Annotated in this window: 16 protein-coding genes; 12 read left to right on the plus strand and 4 right to left on the minus strand. The window is 69.9% G+C overall.

What is annotated here, in order from left to right; genetic code table 11:
• The first annotated feature begins 66 nt into the window (after positions 1-66).
• The 3 genes from SFC76_RS05235 to SFC76_RS05245 all read left to right on the plus strand — a co-directional run bounded on the left by SFC76_RS05235 (position 67) and on the right by SFC76_RS05245 (position 5,152).
• Entirely contained in the window at positions 67-2,811 is a 2,745-nt protein-coding gene (locus tag SFC76_RS05235) for an ATP-dependent DNA helicase (protein WP_322848417.1), read from the plus strand.
• Positions 2,808-3,347: a SixA phosphatase family protein gene (locus tag SFC76_RS05240; protein WP_322848418.1), complete on the plus strand. Its 540-nt coding sequence runs from the start codon at positions 2,808-2,810 to the stop codon at positions 3,345-3,347. The genes SFC76_RS05235 and SFC76_RS05240 overlap by 4 nt, the downstream gene beginning before the upstream one ends.
• A 731-nt stretch (positions 3,348-4,078) precedes the next feature.
• Positions 4,079-5,152 carry an AI-2E family transporter gene (locus SFC76_RS05245; protein ID WP_322848419.1) on the plus strand — a complete coding sequence of 358 codons (1,074 nt, stop codon included), beginning with the start codon at positions 4,079-4,081 and terminating at the stop codon, positions 5,150-5,152.
• A gap of 75 nt (positions 5,153-5,227) precedes the next feature.
• Here SFC76_RS05245 and SFC76_RS05250 read toward each other — a convergent pair whose 3' ends face one another.
• Together SFC76_RS05250 and SFC76_RS05255 are read right to left on the minus strand one after the other, a co-directional pair.
• Positions 5,228-5,746 carry a DUF177 domain-containing protein gene (locus tag SFC76_RS05250; protein WP_322848420.1) on the minus strand — a complete coding sequence of 173 codons (519 nt, stop codon included), beginning with the start codon at positions 5,744-5,746 and terminating at the stop codon, positions 5,228-5,230.
• A complete protein-coding gene (locus tag SFC76_RS05255) occupies positions 5,743-6,249 on the minus strand; it encodes a ubiquinol-cytochrome C chaperone family protein (protein WP_322848421.1) in 507 nt (168 codons plus the stop codon). The genes SFC76_RS05250 and SFC76_RS05255 overlap by 4 nt, the downstream gene beginning before the upstream one ends.
• A 123-nt stretch (positions 6,250-6,372) precedes the next feature.
• On the opposite strand from SFC76_RS05255, the gene SFC76_RS05260 reads away from it, so the two are divergent.
• Positions 6,373-6,867, plus strand: a complete 495-nt coding sequence (locus tag SFC76_RS05260; protein ID WP_322848422.1) for an outer membrane protein assembly factor BamE — start codon at positions 6,373-6,375, stop codon at positions 6,865-6,867.
• 188 nt (positions 6,868-7,055) lie between these two features.
• On the opposite strand, the gene SFC76_RS05265 is transcribed toward SFC76_RS05260, so the two are convergent.
• On the minus strand, positions 7,056-7,265 hold the full coding sequence (locus SFC76_RS05265) for a hypothetical protein (RefSeq protein WP_322848423.1): 210 nt from the start codon (positions 7,263-7,265) through the stop codon (positions 7,056-7,058).
• A gap of 53 nt (positions 7,266-7,318) precedes the next feature.
• Here SFC76_RS05265 and SFC76_RS05270 point away from each other — a divergent pair, with 53 nt between their 5' ends.
• The 5 genes from SFC76_RS05270 to SFC76_RS05290 all read left to right on the plus strand — a co-directional run bounded on the left by SFC76_RS05270 (position 7,319) and on the right by SFC76_RS05290 (position 13,194).
• Positions 7,319-8,680, plus strand: coding sequence for a glycosyl transferase family protein (locus SFC76_RS05270; RefSeq protein ID WP_322848424.1), 1,362 nt, complete (start codon positions 7,319-7,321; stop codon positions 8,678-8,680).
• Positions 8,681-9,057: 377 nt separating this feature from the next.
• The gene (locus SFC76_RS05275; RefSeq protein ID WP_322848425.1) at positions 9,058-9,720 is read left to right on the plus strand and encodes a hypothetical protein; all 663 of its coding nucleotides are present in this window, start codon (positions 9,058-9,060) and stop codon (positions 9,718-9,720) included.
• Positions 9,721-9,760: 40 nt separating this feature from the next.
• The gene (locus SFC76_RS05280; RefSeq protein ID WP_322848426.1) at positions 9,761-10,675 is read left to right on the plus strand and encodes a sulfite exporter TauE/SafE family protein; all 915 of its coding nucleotides are present in this window, start codon (positions 9,761-9,763) and stop codon (positions 10,673-10,675) included.
• Positions 10,672-11,442, plus strand: coding sequence for a TIGR02186 family protein (locus tag SFC76_RS05285; protein ID WP_416222384.1), 771 nt, complete (start codon positions 10,672-10,674; stop codon positions 11,440-11,442). The genes SFC76_RS05280 and SFC76_RS05285 overlap by 4 nt, the downstream gene beginning before the upstream one ends.
• A 69-nt stretch (positions 11,443-11,511) precedes the next feature.
• Positions 11,512-13,194 carry an ATP-binding protein gene (locus tag SFC76_RS05290; protein WP_322848427.1) on the plus strand — a complete coding sequence of 561 codons (1,683 nt, stop codon included), beginning with the start codon at positions 11,512-11,514 and terminating at the stop codon, positions 13,192-13,194.
• A 156-nt stretch (positions 13,195-13,350) separates the two neighbouring features.
• Here the strand turns inward: SFC76_RS05290 and SFC76_RS05295 are convergent, their stop codons facing one another.
• The gene (locus SFC76_RS05295) at positions 13,351-14,856 is read right to left on the minus strand and encodes a M23 family metallopeptidase (RefSeq protein WP_322848428.1); all 1,506 of its coding nucleotides are present in this window, start codon (positions 14,854-14,856) and stop codon (positions 13,351-13,353) included.
• Between the two features lie 223 nt (positions 14,857-15,079).
• Here SFC76_RS05295 and SFC76_RS05300 point away from each other — a divergent pair, with 223 nt between their 5' ends.
• The 3 genes from SFC76_RS05300 to fdxA all read left to right on the plus strand — a co-directional run bounded on the left by SFC76_RS05300 (position 15,080) and on the right by fdxA (position 18,288).
• Positions 15,080-17,581 (plus strand): helicase-related protein, encoded by a 2,502-nt coding sequence (locus tag SFC76_RS05300; RefSeq protein WP_322848429.1) that lies wholly within the window; start codon positions 15,080-15,082, stop codon positions 17,579-17,581.
• On the plus strand, positions 17,574-17,864 hold the full coding sequence (locus SFC76_RS05305; protein ID WP_322848430.1) for an RNA-binding S4 domain-containing protein: 291 nt from the start codon (positions 17,574-17,576) through the stop codon (positions 17,862-17,864). The genes SFC76_RS05300 and SFC76_RS05305 overlap by 8 nt, the downstream gene beginning before the upstream one ends.
• Before the next feature lie 82 nt (positions 17,865-17,946).
• Complete coding sequence (gene fdxA / locus SFC76_RS05310) at positions 17,947-18,288, plus strand: ferredoxin FdxA (RefSeq protein ID WP_322848431.1); 342 nt, start codon at positions 17,947-17,949, stop codon at positions 18,286-18,288.
• Positions 18,289-18,376: the final 88 nt, after the last annotated feature.

Genomic DNA, 18,376 nt, shown 5'->3' on the forward strand with positions numbered 1-18,376 from the left:
CTGCCAAACGTCCGGCCGGCGGTCCGGTTGCACCCGGCGGCGGTTGCCATTCTGTTCCCGACCTTTATGGCCGATGGCGTGATCCCTTATCCTGCCCTCCACGCCAGCCATGGCGGCATCTGGATCGCCACTGTCGAGGGCACGCGGCCGATCGGGCGCGGCGAGGCGATCCGCATCGCCGCCGATACGCCGGTGATCCTGCTCAACGCGCCGCTTGTCGGCCAAAGGCTCGGCTATCCCGAATTGTCGGGGCTCGACCTGCTCGAGCTGTTCGCCTTTCTGTATCCGGCGCGGTTCGCGGTGCCGACGCCCAAGGGTCTGGCGCGCGCGGTCGACCTGTCGCCGCCCGACACCGACGAGGGCGTCGCCGCCTTCCTGCGCGAGGCGGCGGCGGCGCTGCTCGCGGTGCCCCAGGGCGACTGGCCCGAGCGCGAGGGCGCATGGACCGCGGCGCAGTCGCTCGGCCGGTTGCGCTGGCCGTGGGCGCCGGCGATCGGACCGCTGCTCGCCAAGCCGCAGGTCAACGAGCGCTGGCTGTTCGCGACGCTGCCCGAATGGGAGGAACAGGCGCCGCGACCGGCACCGCTGACCGTGGCGATCCCGCCGGCCGACGCCGAGGCGCGGCTCGCCGACCTCACCGGTCATGGTGCCGAGGAGCGGCTGGGCCAGCGCGCCTTCGCCGCGGCGGCGACCGATGCCTTCGCCCCGCGCGCGATGCGCGACGCGCCCAATCTGGTGCTCGCCGAGGCGGGGACGGGGATCGGCAAGACCTTGGGCTATCTCGCGCCCGCGTCGCTGTGGGCGGAGCGGGCCGGCGGTGCGGTGTGGATCAGCACCTATACCAAGGCGCTGCAACGCCAATTGTCGAAGGAGACCGAGCGGCTGTTCCCCGACCCGGCATTGCGCCGGCAGAAGGTGGTGACGCGCAAGGGCCGCGAGAATTATCTGTGCCTGCTCAATCTGGAGGATGCGTTGCAGGGCGGCTTCGCCGGCCGCGCTGCGATTCTCGCGCAACTGGTGGCGCGCTGGGCGGCGTATAGCGCCGACGGCGACATGGTCGGCGGCGACCTGCCCGGCTGGCTGCCGACGCTGTTCCGGCGCAACGGCCCGACCGCGCTGACCGACCGGCGCGGCGAATGCGTCTATGCCGGCTGCCCGCATTACCGCAAATGCTTCATCGAGCGCGCCGCGCGCGCCTCGGCGGAGGCGGACGTCGTGATCGCCAACCATGCGCTGGTGATGGTCAATGCCGCACGCGGGCGCGAAACGACGACGCGGCCGACGCGCTACGTCTTCGACGAGGGCCATCATCTGTTCGAGGCGGCGGATTCGATGTTCGCCACCGCGCTGACCGGGCAGGAGACGATCGAACTCAGGCGCTGGATCCTCGGGCCGGAAAGCGGCGGCCGCGGCCGGCGGCGCGGGCTGCAGGCACGCCTGTCCGACGTCGCCAGTTACGACGAACAGGGCGGGATCGCGATCCAGGATGCGATCGAGGCGTCGCGGCACCTCGCCAGCGACGGCTGGCTGGGGCGGATCAACGAAGGCGCGCCGTTCGGGCCGATCGAGCATCTGCTCGCTGCCGTCCGCGGGCTGACCTATGCGCGCGCCGAACAGCCGGGCGATGCCGGTTACGGGCTGGAGACCGAACTCGCCGAGCCGACCCCCGAGCTGATCGAGGCGGCGGCGCCCGCCGCGGCGGCGCTCGATGCGCTGGTGCGCCCGCTGGTGACGCTGGGGCGGCGGCTGGAGGCGGTGCTCGCCGAGGCACCCGACTGGATGGATGCGCCGGCGCGCGCGCGCGTCGAGGGCGCGATCGCCTCGATCGGCTGGCGCGCCGAGACGGTGGCGGCGTGGCTGTCGCTGCTCGCGCGCGTCGGCGGCCCGGTCGATCCGGCGCACGTCGACTGGCTCGCGGTCGACCGGATCGAGGGGCGCGAATATGACATCGGCCTGCACCGCCACTGGCTCGACCCGACGCGGCCGTTCGCCGAGATCGTGCTGAAACCCGCGCATGGTGCGCTCGTCACCTCGGCGACGCTGACCGGCGGCGGCGCCAATGAGTCCGAACGGTGGGAGACGGCGGAGGCGCGCGTCGGCGCACCGCATCTCGCCCGCGCGCCGTCGCGGTTCGAGGCGAAGAGCCCGTTCGACTATCCCGCCAATGCCGAGGTGCTGATCGTCACCGACGTCAAGCGCGGCGACCTGCCCGCGCTCGCCAATGCCTATGCGCGGCTGATCGTCGCCGCGGGCGGCGGTACGCTCGGGCTGTTCACCGCGATCCGGCGGCTGCGCGGCGTGCACGGGCGGATCGCCGACCGGCTGGCGCGCGAGGGGCTGCCGCTGCACGCGCAGCACGTCGATCCGATCGATACCGGCACGTTGGTCGATATCTTCCGCGACGATCCGCACGCCTCGCTGCTCGGCACCGACGCGCTGCGCGACGGCGTCGACGTGCCGGGATCGTCGCTGCGGCTGGTGGTGATGGAGGGCGTGCCGTGGCCCAAGCCGAGCGTGCTGCACGCCGCGCGGCGGCTGGCGGGGGGCGGATCGGCCTATGACGACCGCATCGTGCGCGCGCGGCTGGCGCAGGCGTTCGGGCGGCTGATCCGCCGCGCCGACGACCGCGGCGCGTTCGTGATGCTGTCTTCGGCGATGCCGTCGCGGCTGCTGTCGGCGTTTCCGCCCGGCGTCGGGATCGCGCGGGTGACGCTCGACGAAGCGGTGGCGCGGGTGCAGGCGCGGCTTTCCTTATCGCTTCCCATCGGGCATGAGGCGGCTCCCGCGATTGCCCACGGAGACGCCGGTTGAAGACGCTGACGCTGCTGCGCCACGCCAAGTCCGGCTGGGACGATCCGGTGACCCGCGATTTCGACCGTCCGCTCAACGCCAAGGGCAAGCGCGCCGCCGAGACGGTGGGGCGCAACATGCGGTCGCTCGACCTGGCGTTCGATCACGTCGTCGCCTCGCCCGCGGTGCGCGTCGGCGAAACGCTCGACGCGGTGGTCGCGGGCTATGGCCGCACGCTGGCGCCCGTCTGGGAACGGCGCATCTATCTCGCCTCGGCGGCGACCTTGCTCGACGTGGTGCACGAACTGCCCGCCGCCGCGGAGCACGTGCTGCTGGTCGGGCACAATCCGGGGCTCGAGGATCTGGTGCTGATGCTGGTGCCGGCGGCACCCGACGGGCTGCGCGCGCTGGTCGAGGAGAAATACCCGACCGCGACGCTGGCGGAGATGCGCTTCGACATCGCCGACTGGTCGGCGGTGGCGGCGGGCGGCGGTGATCTGCGCCGGTTCGTACGGCCGCGCGATCTCGATCCTAGCCTCGGCCCCGACGAACGCTGACTTTCGCGCGAGCCTGCGAAGAAGATCGGTTCACGCGGAGGCGCGGAGAGAAGAAGGATTGTGCGCGCAGAGGCGCAGAGGACGCAGAGAGGCGCGCCTGGTGCGCCGAAGGCGCTTCATCTCTCTGGCGAACCGACATCGCGATGAAATCTCGCTCATCCCTCTGCGCCTCTGCGCGAGAATCTGGTCAGGACCACGCTTGTGATGCGCGGTGACCGCCCCACAGGCGTGACCCCTCCGCGCCTCCGCGCCTCCGCGCGAACAACTCTTCTTCTTCGCGGCTTCGCGTGACAATCAGCGCACGTGGGGGGCAAACTCGGTTGCGAGTTGATTCACGCGAAGACGCGAAGACGCGAAGACGCGAAGGAGATTGGTTCACGCGGAGGCGCGGAGAGAAGAAGGATTTGGCACGCAGAAGCGCGGAGGCGCAGAGAGGCGTGCCGTTGCGCCGAAGGCGCTTCATCTCTCTGGCGCGGATCGGCATCGCGATGAAATCGCGCTCGTCCCTCTGCGCCTCTGCGCGCCAATTTGGTCAGGACCACGCTTGTGGTGCGCGGTGACCGTCCCACAGGCGCGACCTCTCCGCGCCTCCGCGCCTCCGCGCGAACAAATCTTCTTTTTCGCGGCTTCGCGCTTTCGCGTGATTCAGCGCAGGACCGAGACGGACCCGAAACGGTCCTGACGGGTTCTTGCCCCGATCCGCACGGGGACGGACGACGAAGGGGAACGACGTGATCGATAGACGACGGCTCGAATCGGGCGGGCTGATCCTGTTTCTGGCGCTGATCAGCGGCGGGCTGTTGCTCGTCGTATCGTCGTTCATCGCGGCGCTGCTGTGGAGCGTGCTCGCGGCGATCCTGTTCCAGTCGCTGTTCCATTGGCTGCTCGCCAAGATGCCGGGGCGACGCAATTGGGCGGCGGCGGCGACCTTGCTGATCATCCTCGTCGCGGTGATCATCCCGGCATTGGCGATCACCGGCATGGTCGTCGACCAATCGGCCGGCGTCTATGCCAAGGTGCAGAGCGGCCAGATCGATTTCGCGCGCTATTTCCAACAGGTGCACGACGCATTGCCGCAATGGGTGCAGCATCCGCTCGATCGCGCCGGGCTCGGCAGCTTCGACACCGCGCAGGCGCGGATCGCGCAGGGCCTGCGCAGCAGCTTCCAGTCGATCGCGTCGCAGGCGCTGTCGATCGGGCGCAATGCCGCAGCGTTCCTGCTCGCCTTCGGCGTCGGTCTGTACGTCACCTTCTTCCTGCTGCGCGACGGCGACCGGCTCGGGCCGGTGATCCGCGACGCGCTGCCGCTGGAGCGGCCGGTCGCCGACCGGTTGATCGACAAATTCGTCGCCGTCGTCCGCGCGACGATCAAGGGGTCGGTCGTCGTCGCGCTGGTGCAGGGCGCATTGGGCGCGGTGACCTTCTGGATCGTCGGCGTGCCGGCGGCGCTGTTGTGGGGCCTGTTCATGGCGCTGGCGGCGTTGCTGCCCGCGATCGGCCCCGCGCTGGTCTGGGTGCCGGTCGCGATCTACCTGCTCGCCACCGGTGCGGTGTGGCAGGGCGTCGTCGTCGTCGTCTCGGGCGTCGCGGTGATCGGGCTCGCCGACAATATCCTGCGGCCGATCCTGGTCGGGCGCGATACCGGGATACCCGATTGGCTGGTGCTGGTGACGACGCTGGGCGGGATCGAGGTCGCGGGGATCAGCGGCATCGTCGTCGGCCCGCTGGTCGCCGCGCTGTTCATCACCGGCTTGCAGATCCTGACCGAACAGCGCCATGGCGGGCGCGGGGCGGAGGCGGCGTAGGGATTGCGTGTACCGCGCATCCCTTCGTCATACCGGCCTTCGCCGGGATGACGAAGGGGGGGCGGGGTGGAAGCGTTACCGCTTCTCCATCAGCGCCTTGAGGTCCTGTAGCGGACTGTACGGGCGATGATCGTCCTCGCTGATCACGCCGGCCTCGCGCAGCACCGCCTCGGCGTCGGGGCTGCGCGGGAAGGGATCGAGCGCGAGCGCCATCGTCTCCGCCGCCGCCTCGCCGAGGTCGACCGCACCGCCCTCGATCTCGACCGTGTCGAGCGCGCCGGCGTCGAGCTCGACCTCCTCCTGATCGTCGAGCGCCTCGACGAACAGCAGCGCGACCGGTTCGTCGATCGTGGCATTGAGCGGCACGCCCGTCACCGTACAGGCCTGCACCAACGCGCCGGTGACGCGGCCGCGCACCGCGATTCCCGCCGTCTCGCGCTTCACCCGAAAACTGGCGTCCAGCCGTTCCACCGACAGCACGCCGAAGCGCATTGCGAGTGCTGCCCGTTCGGCCTCGGTGGCGGCGATGCGCACCTCGCGCTCGCCCGCGCCGATCGCGTCGAGTCGTTCCGGGCGGCTGAATTCGGGGGTCATGGCAGGTCTCCGGCAACGAGGCGGTCGAGCGGGGTCGCGGCGAGCGCGCCGTGCAGCGCGGTCAGGTCGGCGGCGACGGCGGCCAGCGCCTGCGGCGCCGGCGCCGCCCCGCGATAGAGGTTGCGGACCAGCGCGGGGGCAAGATCACCCGCCGCAAGTCCGTCGCGATAGGCGCCGATCCGGCCGCCGAGCATGCTCATCATCTTCCCGATATGCTTGCCGACGACGATGTCGCCGATACCCATCTGGCGCAATTGCCCGTCCATGTCGTCGACGAACCGCTCGGTGAGATGCGCCGACAGCGCCGCCGCGGCGGGTTCGCGCTCCAGCCGCAGCAGCACCATCGCCAGCACTGCGGCGATCATGTCGAAGCGGCCGTCGACCGTGTCGGGGACGCCGCCGGCCAGATACCAACGTTCGGCCCGTCCGCGCGTCACCACCGCATTGTAGAGCGGCAACGCCTCCTCGCGACGTTCCCCGAACAATCGTCCCCACCAACCCACGGCATATCCTCACCAATCGCGCCAACATGGCCCCGGCGCTTGAAGCCCGCCCGTGCTTCGCATATCGAGGCGATCGGCGGGCGATGCAATCGACATGGCGTGGCGCTGCCGCTGGAGATAGTGATGAGCGTATCCTTTGCCCGTATCGGCCTCGGGCTGACCCTCGGGCTGACCGTCGCCATGGGCGCCTGCGCGCCGCTGCGGTCGCATCAGGGCTATATCATCGATGCCGATCTGGTGAATTCGGTGCAGCCCGGCGTCGACAATCGCCAGTCGGTGGCGAGCACGCTCGGCCAGCCGACGATCGCGAGCCAGTTCGGCACGCGGGACTGGTATTATGTCGCGCGCGACAGCCGCAACCTCAACTTCCAGAAGCCTAAGGCCAAGGACCAGATCGCGCTGAAGATCAGCTTCGATCCCAACGGCACCGTCAAGACGGTGACACGCACCGGCGTCGAGCAGATCGCCAGCATCGATCCCTACGGCAAGACGACGCCGACGCTGGGGCGCAAGCGCGGCTTCTTCGAGGATCTGTTCGGCAACATCGGCACGGTCGGCGCGGCGGGCGCGGGTGGCGGCGCGGGTCGCGGCACCGGCGGCGGGCGCGACACGCCCTAACCGTCCAGCACGTTGGTCGCGCCGCCTGCTACGCATCGGCGCGACCGTGCCGTGCTTGGACCGGCACTGATCCCGAAAGGGGAAAAGGGATCAGTGGCGAGTAACGCGCCGACCGCGGAATGGTTCGCACGGTTGCGGCAGTCCGACGCAATTTTTGTGCGCAGCGACGAACGTTCCGGTGAGTGCGCTCAGCTTGCGGCGGTCACGTTGCAGGCGCCACTGGCGGCGATGTCCGTCGTTCGCCAGGCTTGTCCGGTGCTGCTCTCGTGCATCGTATTTCGCCACTGGCGTGCATGATATTGGAAATGCAAGCTAAGGATGCCGGCCTGCATGCGCGCTCGATAATGAAGATCCAGTATTCCTAAGGGCTTGATCGATTCCTCTTGCCGGAAGATCATCCATAACAGATGATGTCATCCGGAAATGTGGGGCGGGGGTCTTGGATTTTCTGATGTTCGTCTTGGACGGCGCCGTTCGCGAGTCGATGTTGTTCGCCGCGACCTGGTTGCTGATTGGCGGGATCGACGATCTGGGTGTCGACATCTGTTTCTTCATCGATCGGCTGCGGCACTGGCGGGCACCGCGCCGGTGGGTGAGCGATCTGCCCGAACGCGCGGTGCCCGGATCGTTCGCGGTCTTCGTCGCGGCCTGGCGCGAGGAGGCGGTGATCGGCGCGATGCTGACGGCGACGACCGCGCGGCTCGATCATCCGGATTATCGCGTCTACGTCGGTGTCTATCCCAACGATCCCGCGACGATCGGGGCGGCACAGGACATGGCCCGTCGCGATCCGCGCATCAGCGTTGTCGTCGGCACGCGTCCTGGCCCGACGACCAAGGCGGATTGCCTCAATACATTGTGGCTCGCGCTGAACCGGGACGACGCCGCCGCCGGCCGCCGGACCGAGGCGATCGTCATCCATGACGCCGAGGATGTCGTCCACTCCGCGGAATTGCGGGTCTTCGACGCGCTGTTGCAGACCTATGCGGTGGTGCAGGTGCCGGTCGTGCCGCTGATCCGGCCGGGATCGTTGGTGTCGGGCCATTATGCCGACGAGTTCGCCTATGCGCATGGCATACAGCAGCCGGTGCGCGCGTTGCTCGGCGCGCCGTTGCCGCTGGCGGGCACCGGATGCGCGATCCGGACGGATATCCTCACCGAAATCGCGGTCGAGCGCGGTGGCGCGCCGTTCGATGCGTCCTGCCTTACCGAGGATTACGAACTCGGCCTTCACATCGCCGGGCGTGGCGGCGGCGTCTGTTTCGCGCGGATATGGGACCGGCGCGATGGCGGCCTCGTCGCGGTCCGGGCCTATTTCCCCGAGACGCTTCAGACCGCGATCCGGCAAAAGGCGCGGTGGATGACCGGTATCGCGCTGGCGGGCTGGGACCGGATCGGTTGGGGACTGCCGGGGGCGTTTGCCGATCACTGGATGCGGATGCGTGACCGGCGGGTGCTGGTTTCGGTGGTGGTGCTCGGCGTCGCTTATGGTGCGATCGTGTTGCTGGTGATGACCACGGCGCTCCACTGGCTGACCGGTGCCCCCGATACCGGGCTGCCTCTTGCCGGCTGGTTGCGGTGGACGACGACGCTGCTGCTCCTCTGGCGCGTGATGGTCCGGATCGCGTGCACGGGGGGCGCGTACGGCTGGTGCGAGGCGTGCCGGTCGGTGCCGCGGGTCGTCGTCGGCAACGTCATCGCCTTGCTTGCGACACGGCTGGCGCTGCGCCGCTACGGGCAGTTCCTGCGCGGGGACGTGCCGGTGTGGGACAAGACGGTCCATGCGTTTCCCGACCTCCACGCGCTGGGATGAAGGCCAGCCGGCCGTTCCGGTTTCTGCTGCTGTGGCTCGGGTTCTGGACGGGATTGCGGGCGACGGATGTCTGGCGCCGTGGCGTCACGGATTGGGCGCCGACGGCGCTGAACGTCGGTCGCGAGCGGCGGATGGCGGCTTCTTCCCGCAAGCGCCGGGCCCGATCGGATGCCGCTATGGTTGTTCCTGTTCCCGCGAAGCAGCCGGCGTCCCGTGACAGGAGGATTCCGGAGGCAGTCGGCATCGTCCGGGTATCCCGGGAGGTCCAGACACGACGCCAGGTTCCGCAGCCGCCGATCGACATCGCGCGGGCGCCAACGCCGCCCCTGACCGGCGCGCCACCCGGCCCGCTGCACGAGCGCAACGTCATCATACCGGTGGCGAGGCTGGCGCTGGTCGCCCTGCCGCTGCCGATCCTCCGTCGGGTGGCCGGCAGCGGCTGGCTGATCGTCCGCGCCGGTGGCGAGGCGAGCGTACCGGCAAGCCAGATTGGTGGATCGCAGGCGGGATTGCGGCTGACCTATCCGCTGGATAGCGCGCAGCACGTGGCGCTGTCCGCACGGGTATCGGCGCCGCTTGCCGGTACGGGCAAGGAGATCGCGCTGGGGATCGACTGGCAGCCGACGCGCGCGCCGCTCCATATCCTCGCCGAACAGCGGCTCGCGGTCGACGGCGGTGCGAGCGGGCCGATGCTCGGGCTGGTCGGAGGGTTCGGGCCGACGCCAGTCAGGCGCGATCTGGTGCTGGAGGGCTATGGCCAATCCGGTGTGGTCGTCCGGCGCGGCGGTGGTTTCTTTGCCGATGGGGCGCTGCGCGCCGCACGTCCGCTCGGCGCGATCCGCCGTGTCACGATCGACGCCGGGGCCGGTCTTTGGGGTGGGGTCCAGCCCGGTGCGGGGAGGCTCGATATCGGGCCGACTATCGGCCTCGTCCTCCCCTTGGAACCGCGTATGCGCCTCGTCGCGGACTGGCGGCAGCGCGTCGCGGGGCCGTCGCGGCCGGGGTCGGGGCCGGCTTTGTCGCTCGGCACCGGCTGGTGACGGCTGGTCCGCAGCCGCCAGCCGCGTATAAAGCCGGTCCGTGGACGTCTATCTTCCCATCGCCAATCTGTCGGTCAACGCGCTGGTCATCGTGCTGCTCGGCGGCGGCGTCGGGCTATTGTCCGGGATGTTCGGGGTCGGCGGCGGCTTTCTCACCACGCCGCTGCTGATCATCTACGGCATCCCGCCGACCGTCGCCGCCGCCTCTTCGGCGAGTCAGGTGACCGGCGCGAGCGTATCGGGCGTGATCGCGCATTTCGGCCGCAACGGCGTCGACACCAAGATGGGCGGCGTGCTCGTCGCGGGCGGCATCGTCGGCAGTTTCGCGGGCGCGTGGATCTTCCGCCTGCTGCAGGCGAGCGGGCAGATCGATACCGTGATCGGCGTCGTCTATGTCGTCATGCTCGGCTCGATCGGCACGCTGATGGCGCGCGAATCGATCGGCGCGATCGGCGTCGCGCGGGGGCGGCGGCCGGTGAAGCCGCGCAAGCGCCGTCATCATCCGCTCGTCGCCGCGCTGCCGCTACGCACGCGCTTCTACGCCTCGGGCCTCTACATCTCGCCGCTGGCGCCTTTGTTGCTCGGCTTCGGGACCGGCATCCTGACGATCTTGCTCGGCATCGGCGGCGGCTTCATCCTGGTGCCGGCGATGATCTATCTGCTCGGCATGGCGACCAGCGTCGTCGTCGGCACCTCGCTGTTCCAGACGCTGTTCGTCACGGCGGTGGCGACGATGGTGCACGCGCTGACCACCAAGGCGGTCGACATCGTGCTCGCCGGGCTGCTGCTGATCGGCTCGGTGATCGGCGCGCAATTGGGCGCGCGGTTCGCGACCAAGGTAAAGCCCGAATATCTCCGCCTCGCGCTGGCGATCATGGTGCTGCTCGTCGGTCTGCGCATCCTGCTCGGCCTCGTCTGGCGGCCGGAGGAGATCTTCACGGTCGAGCTGACGTGAGGCGCTGGCTGCCGTTCGCCGCGCTGTTGCTGTCGGCGCAGGCGTCCGCCCCGGCCGACAAGCCGGTGCTCGTCCCCGACGTGTCGCAGCGCGACATCGAGATCGCCTACAGCTTCACCGGTGCCGAATTGCTGCTGTTCGGCGCGATCCTCTACCCCGGCGGCCGCCTGCCGCGCGGCGAGGCGCCGACCGACATCGTCGTCGTGGTGAAGGGGCCGACGCAGCCGGTGCTGGTGCGCGAGAAGAAGAAGGTCGCCGGCATCTGGGTCAATGCCGAGCATCAGCGCTACAGTTCGGTGCCGAGCTTCTACGCGCTCGCCTCGTCGCGGCCGATCCAGCGCATCGTCGACGAGCGCACCCGCGCGATCTACGAATTGGGGCTCGACAGCCTGCAATTGTCGCCCGGATCGAACACCGCGACCGCGGTCGAAAAGGGGTTCCAGCACGGGCTGGTCGACCTCAAGCGCCGCGCCGGCCTGTATCTGGAGGCGCCGCATGCGGTCGAGATCAGCGAGGGCGTGCTGTATCGCGCCCGGCTGACCATCCCGGCGCGCGTGCCGGTCGGGCGGTTCACCGCCGAAACCTTCCTGATCCGCAACGGCCGCGTGCTCGCCGCCGCGGTGCGCGAGATCGACATCCGCAAATCGGGATTCGAGCGTTTCGTCGCGCGCGCCGCCGAGCGTCAGTCGATCCTCTACGGGCTGGCGGCAGTGGCGCTGTCGGTCGGGCTGGGGCTTGCCGCCGGGTGGATCGCGCGCCGGATATAATGACGCGATGACGGTATCTTAACGGCTCCCGGCTAGCGCTCGGCGGACGATGGACAGGATGCTGCCGCAATGACCGAGATGCCCGGCCCGAGCGTATTCGCGGGCGCGATGCCCCTTTCGGCGGCGGCGGCGGTCGGCCACGGCGGCGGGCCGGCGGCGATCGGCTGCGTCCTGGCGGTCGGCGGCGGCGGCAGCCGCGTGTTGTTCGACCGCAACGCGCTCGAGCTCGTCGCGCAGGATGCCGATCCGGTGGTCGCTACCGCCGGGCAGGTCGGCGGCCAGATCAAGATGCGCGTCGGTGGCGCGTGGCTGATCGCCAACATCCGCAGCCTGGTGCTGGACGGCGCGGGCAACGACTGGGTCGCCGCGGACATCGACTTCCTCGGCGAGGGCGACGAGGAGCGGCTGACCGGCAAGCTCTACCATTTCCGCCGCGGCGTGACGCGCTATCCGATTCCCGGCTGCGACGTCTTCGCGATCACGACGCGCGACCTCGAACAAATCTATTCCGCCGCCGACCAGCCGCATATCAAGATCGGCACCGTCTATCCGACCCGCGACGTGCGCGCCTCGCTCTACGTCGACGCGATGCTCGGCAAGCATTTCGCGCTGGTCGGCTCGACCGGCACCGGCAAGTCGACCGCGGCGGCGCTGATCCTCCACCGCATCTGCGAGCTGGCGCCGCAGGGCCATGTCGTGATGATCGATCCGCATGGCGAATATGCCGCGGCGTTCCGCACCAATGGCGCGATCTACGACGTCAACAATCTCGCCATGCCCTATTGGCTGATGAACCTCGAAGAGCATTGCGAGGTGTTCGTCACCGCCAGCGGCGGGGATCGCCAGGCCGACAGCGACATCCTCGCCCGATGCCTGTTGATGGCGCGCGCCAAGAACCGGCTGGGGCAGGAGATCGCCAAGCTGACGGTCGATGCGCCGATCCCCTATCTGCTCAGCGACCTCACCAACATCATCAGCGCCGAGATGGGCAAGATGGATCGTGCCGGCGATACCTCGCCCTATCTGCGGCTCAAGGGCCGGATCGACGAGATCAAGGCCGACCCGCGCTACAGCTTCATGTTTTCGGGGATGCTGGTCGCCGATACGATGGCCGACTTCCTCGCGCGGATCTTCCGCATGCCCGGCGGCGGCAAGCCGATCTCGATCATCGACGTATCGGGCGTGCCGTCGGAGATCACCTCGGTAGTCGTCGCGGTGCTCAGCCGGATGACGTTCGACTTCGCGATCTGGTCGCGCAACGAGCCGCAGCGACCGATCCTGCTCGTCTGCGAAGAGGCGCACCGCTACATTCCAAGTAGCGCGCGCGGCGAGGGGCGCAACGCCTCGGTAGGGCGCATCCTCGGCCGGATCGCCAAGGAAGGGCGCAAATATGGCGTCAGCCTGGGGCTGATCACGCAGCGGCCGTCCGATCTGGAGGAAGGCGTGCTGTCGCAATGCGGCACGATCATCGCGATGCGCCTCAACAACGAGCGCGATCAGGCGTTCGTGCGCGCGGCGATGCCGGAGGGCGCGCGCGGGTTCCTCGATTCGATCCCTGCGCTGCGCAACCGCGAATCGATCATCTGCGGCGAGGGCGTCGCGGTGCCGATCCGGGTGAGCTTCGACGCGCTCGAAGAGGGCAAGCGCCCGGCATCGGGCGATCCGTTATTCTCCGCGCTGTGGCGCGATGCGGGCGGCGAGGATGCGATCATCCAGCGCACCGTCCTGCGCTGGCGCGCGCAGGGGCGCTAATACAAATTCCTCCCCCGCAAGGGGGAGGTGGCAGCGCGAAGCGCTGACGGAGGGGGAGGACAGGGCGGGAGCATTGTTACGAAGCTCCCGCCCTGTCCTCCCCCTCCACCACCACGCTGACGCGTGGCGGTCCCCCTCCCCCTTGCGGGGGAGGACTTAAGAGGTGTGCCCCGGCTTCACCGCGAGCAATCCCGCCACCCGCGCCTTGAAGCGGCGCAGGCTCTCGCCGGACAGCGCCTGCACGCTCGCGAACGAGATCGAGCGCGGGTTGATCGTCTGGCCGTTGCGCCAGACTTCCCAGTGCAGATGCGGCCCGGTCGACAGGCCGGTCGAGCCGACATAGCCGATCACCTGTCCCTGGCGGACGTGCTCGCCGCGTACCACCGCGATGCGGCTCATGTGGCCGTAGCCGCTGGCAAGGCCGCTGCCGTGGACGAGCTTGACGAAATTGCCGTAGCCGCCCGAGCGCCCCGCGCCCTGCACGACGCCGTCGAGCGCGGCGAAGATCGGCGCTCCATAGGGCGCACCGATGTCGAGCCCCTTGTGCATCTTGAGATAGCCGAGCAGCGGATGCATGCGATAGCCGAACGACGAGGTGATCCGCCCCGCCACCGGCATGCCCATGAAACCGCGGCGTTCGCTCTGGCCGTGCGCGTCGAACCACGACGGTTTGCCGTCGTCGTCCCAGCGCACCAATTGCACCTTGCGCCGCTCCTGGTCGATACCGGCGTAGAGCAAATCGCCCAGCCGCACCTCGCCGGTGGCGGCGCGCTGCTGTTCGACGATCAGGTCGAAGCCGTCGGCGGCGCTGACGTCGCGGCCGATCGACAGACGGGTGGCGAGCGCCTTGATATAGCTTTCGACGACGCGCGCCGGCGCACCGGCGGCGCGCGCCGAGCGGTATAGGCTGGAGCCGACGAGCCCCTGGATGCGCAGCGGCGTGCTGTCGACCGCGATCGGCTTGCGGGTCATGACCAGGCCGCCGGCATTGCGGTCGAGGCTGAGCGCCAAATCGAAGCGCGCGCGCAACGCCAGTTTGTCGAGCGGGCGCGCCACCGTCTTCGCCGGGCGGCGACCGAGGGTCAGCGCGATGCGCGTGCCCGGCGCGATGTCGCCGAGCGTCACCGCCTGCGCGACCAGCCCGGCGGCGGCGCGCGCATCGTTGCGGCCGACGCCGGCGCGCATCAGCACATGATCGAAATCGTCGCCTTCGCCGAGCGTCGCGTTGAGCTCGACGACGGGCCGTTCGGGGGCTTCGGCAAGCGGCGCGACGAGGTCGTTCGCCGCCATGCGATGGCCGGTGTCGCCGCCCCAGGCGAGCGGCGCGATCGCCAGCGCGCGGCTTTCCTCGAAGGCGGTGCCGGCGAGCGGTGCCGGGGTGGCACCGGTCAGCGGCGGGACGCCGGGGGCGAGCAGCCAGACCGCGCCGACCAGCGTACCGAGCGTGGCGAGGCCGCGCCACCAATCGCCGCTGCCGATCTGCGTGCCGAGATCGGGCGTCCAGTCGAGCCCGCGCAGCCGCTCGACCGGCCCGAGCCGGCGCGGCACGGCGAGCGCGCGACCGAACGGCCGTGCGGCGGTGCCGCCGGCGAGATCGAAACCTTGGTCGGTGCGCAGGAACACGCGGAAAGGCGCCTCATCGTGGAACTGGTCGCCGATCATCCCCGGCGTCGGGTGGCAGCACTGTGGGGGGCAAAGTCTAAAGTCAAATTAACCGGGGGGTGCGCTGCGGTGGACGGGTTTGCCGGTGCGGTGGGGAGGCGGGTTGCTCCTCCTCGCCGTCACCCCGGAACACGTCCGGGGTGACGGGGGATTTGAGGGAGGGGCTTCGCTCCCCTTGCTTTGCCTCATTGCGCGATCGCCTGGGACACCCGATGTTGCCCGCATGAAAGCGGCGGTCACCGCGGTCCTCGGGCCGACCAACACGGGCAAGACCCACCTCGCCGTCGAGCGGATGTGTGCGCATTCGAGTGGGATCATGGGGTTTCCGCTCCGCCTGCTGGCGCGCGAGGTCTATGACCGCGTCGTCAAGCTGAAGGGCGTCGACAGCGTCGCGCTCGTCACCGGCGAGGAGAAGATCGTCCCGCCCAACGCGCGCTGGCATCTGTGCACGGTCGAATCGATGCCCGAGCATGACGCCGCCTTCGTCGCGCTCGACGAGGCGCAACTCGGCACCGACGCGGAGCGCGGCCACGTCTTCACGGATCGGCTGTTGCGGCGGCGCGGGCGCGAGGAGACGATGATTCTCGGGTCCGAGGCGTTGCGGCCGATGGTGCGCGCGCTGGTGCCCGATGCCGAGATCATCGTCCGGCCGCGCTTCTCGAAGCTGAGCTATGCGGGCGCCAAGAAGATCAGCCGGCTGCCCAAACGCTCGGCGATCGTCGCGTTCAGCGCCGAGGAGGTCTATGCGGTCGCCGAGATGCTGCGCCGGTTGCGCGGCGGCGCGGCGGTGGTGATGGGCGCGCTGTCGCCGCGCACGCGCAACGCACAGGTTGCGATGTTCCAGGCGGGCGAGGTCGATTATCTCGTCGCCACCGATGCGATCGGCATGGGGCTCAACATGGACGTCGCGCACGTCGCCTTTGCGGGGCTGAGCAAGTTCGACGGCCGCCGCAGCCGCCGGCTGACGGTCGCGGAGATGGCGCAGATCGCCGGCCGCGCCGGGCGCCACCAGCGCGACGGCACGTTCGGCGGCGTCACCGAAGAGGGGCCGGGCGCGTTCCTGCCCGAGGAGGTGTTCGCGATCGAGGAACATCGCTTCCCACGCATCGAACAGCTCTACTGGCGCAACGGCGAACCCGATTATGCCAGCGTCGACGCGCTGATCGCCAGCCTCGAACGCCGGCCCGAGCCCGGCGTGCTGCTCGCCGCGCCGCAGTCGACCGATCTCGCGGTATTGAAGCGCATGGCGGACGAACCCTGGGTGCGTGATCGGTCGCGTTCGCCCGCGATGGTCAAGCGGCTGTGGGCGGCGTGCGGATTGCCGGATTTCCGCAAGCTCGGGCTCGATCCGCACACGCGTTTCGTCAGCCGCATCTTCGGCTATCTCAGCGAAGGCCGCGGCGTGGTGCCCAACCAATGGTTCGCCGACGAGGTGACGCGGCTCGACACGATCGCGGGCGACGTCGAGACGATCGCCGGGCGGATCGCCGCGATTCGCAGCTGGGCCTATATCGCGCAGCGTCCCGACTGGCTCGCCGATCCCGCGGCGGGTGCCGAGCGTACGAAGACGATCGAGGAGCGATTGTCCGACGGGCTGCATGCCAGCCTGACGCAGCGTTTCGTCGACAAGCGCACCACGGCGCTGATCCGCCAGATCGGCGCCGACGCCTCGCTGCTGCCGGTGGTGATCGGGCCGGAGGGCGAGGTGCTGGTCGAGGATCATCCGATCGGGCGACTCGACGGCTTCCGCTTCACCGTCGACCCCGCCGCGCGCGCCACCGACCGGCGGCTGCTGCTCGCGGCGGCGGAGAAGCATCTCAGCGGCGAGCGGCGCCGGCGCGGCGAGGCGCTGGTCGCGGCGGAGGATGCGGCGTTCCATCTGGTCGACGACGCGATCGTGTGGAACGGCCATGCGGTGGCGCTGCTGACGCCGGGGCCGTCGCTCGCGCGGCCGCAGCTCAAGCTCGATCGCGATCTCGATTGTCTCGCCAAGCCGCAGCGCGAGGCGGTGGCGGCGCGGCTCGCGACGTGGTTCGCGGCGATGCTCGGCCGTCATCTGCCGGCGTTGGTCGCGCTCGCCGAGGCCGCGCGCGATCCGCAGGCGACGCCGGCGTTGCGCGTCGTCGCGGGCGAGCTGGAGGCGGCGGGCGGGCTGATGCCGCGGCTGGCGCTGCACGAGCCGCTCGACGCGCTGGGACAGGACGAGCGCAAACGGCTGCGGCGGATCGGCGTCACCATCGGCGCGCTCGACCTGTTCGACCCGCGCCTGCTCAAGCCCGGGGCGGCGCGCTGGCGGCAGGCGTTGCTCGGCGTGCGCGGCAAGAGCGGCGCGCTGCCGCGCGAGGGGGCGACGGTGCTGCCGCGCGGCGTACCGGGGGCGCAGCTCGCCACCGGCTTCCGCCCGCTCGCCGCGCAGGCGGTGCGCGTCGATCTGGTCGAGCGGATCGCGCGCGCCGCGCATGACGCGCGGCAGGGGCGCAAGCCGTTCGTCCCCGATCCTGCGCTCGCGACCTCGATGGGGATCGTGCCGGCGACGCTGGAGCGGCTGATGGCCGAACTCGGCTTCCGTACCGCGCCGCGCCAGAACGAGGGTGAGGCCGGAGGTAGGGGCGAGGCGCCCGCCTGGGTGTGGCGGGGCCGCCGGCCGCCGCAGCGCGCCGAGCGACCCGCGCCGTCGCCGACCGGCGCCTTCGCCGCCCTCGCCGCGTGGAGCGGCCATGGCTGACAGCATGCGGATCGACAATTTCCTGTGGTTCGTGCGGCTCGCCAAGACGCGCAGCTTGGCTCAGGATCTCGCCTGCGATGGCCGGCTGCGTATCGACGGGCGGCGGATCGAACGGAGCGCGGCACCGGTCCGGGTCGGCAATATCCTCACCTTCGCGCTGCACGATCGGGTGCGCGTGCTGCGCGTCGAGGCGCTGCCGACGCGGCGCGGACCGGCGCCCGAGGCGCAGGGCTGTTACCAGGAGCTCGCTGCAAACGTGTCGCAACCGAACGGCTTCGATTGACGCGGCGGGGAACGCGGCATAGCAGCCTCGCGTTCATACCCGGCTTCTCCCGAGCCGACGCATAAGGCCGCAAGGAACCAGAATGACCTACGTCGTCACCGATGCCTGCATCCGCTGCAAGTATATGGACTGCGTCGAGGTATGTCCGGTCGACTGCTTCTACGAAGGCGAGAACATGCTCGTCATCAACCCCAGCGAGTGTATCGACTGCGGCGTGTGCGAGCCCGAATGCCCGGCCGAGGCGATCCTGCCCGATACCGAGAGCGGGCTGGAGCAATGGCTGGAGCTCAACACGACCTTCTCGGCGCAATGGCCCAACGTCACGCGCAAGCTCGACCAGACGCCGCCCGACGCCGATGCGATGAAGGGCGTGGAGAACAAATACGAGCAATTCTTCTCGCCGGAGCCGGGCACCGGGGACTGAACCCCCGATCCGGCCGCGGAAAAAGCGCGCGCCGACACGGTGAACCGCGGGGCGCGGCCCGAATCGGGTGCGATCCTTGCCGGTAAGT

Origin of the sequence: Sphingomonas sp. CD22, assembly GCF_034556155.1 — a bacterium.
In the GTDB taxonomy this organism is placed as follows: Bacteria; Pseudomonadota; Alphaproteobacteria; order Sphingomonadales; family Sphingomonadaceae; genus Sphingomonas.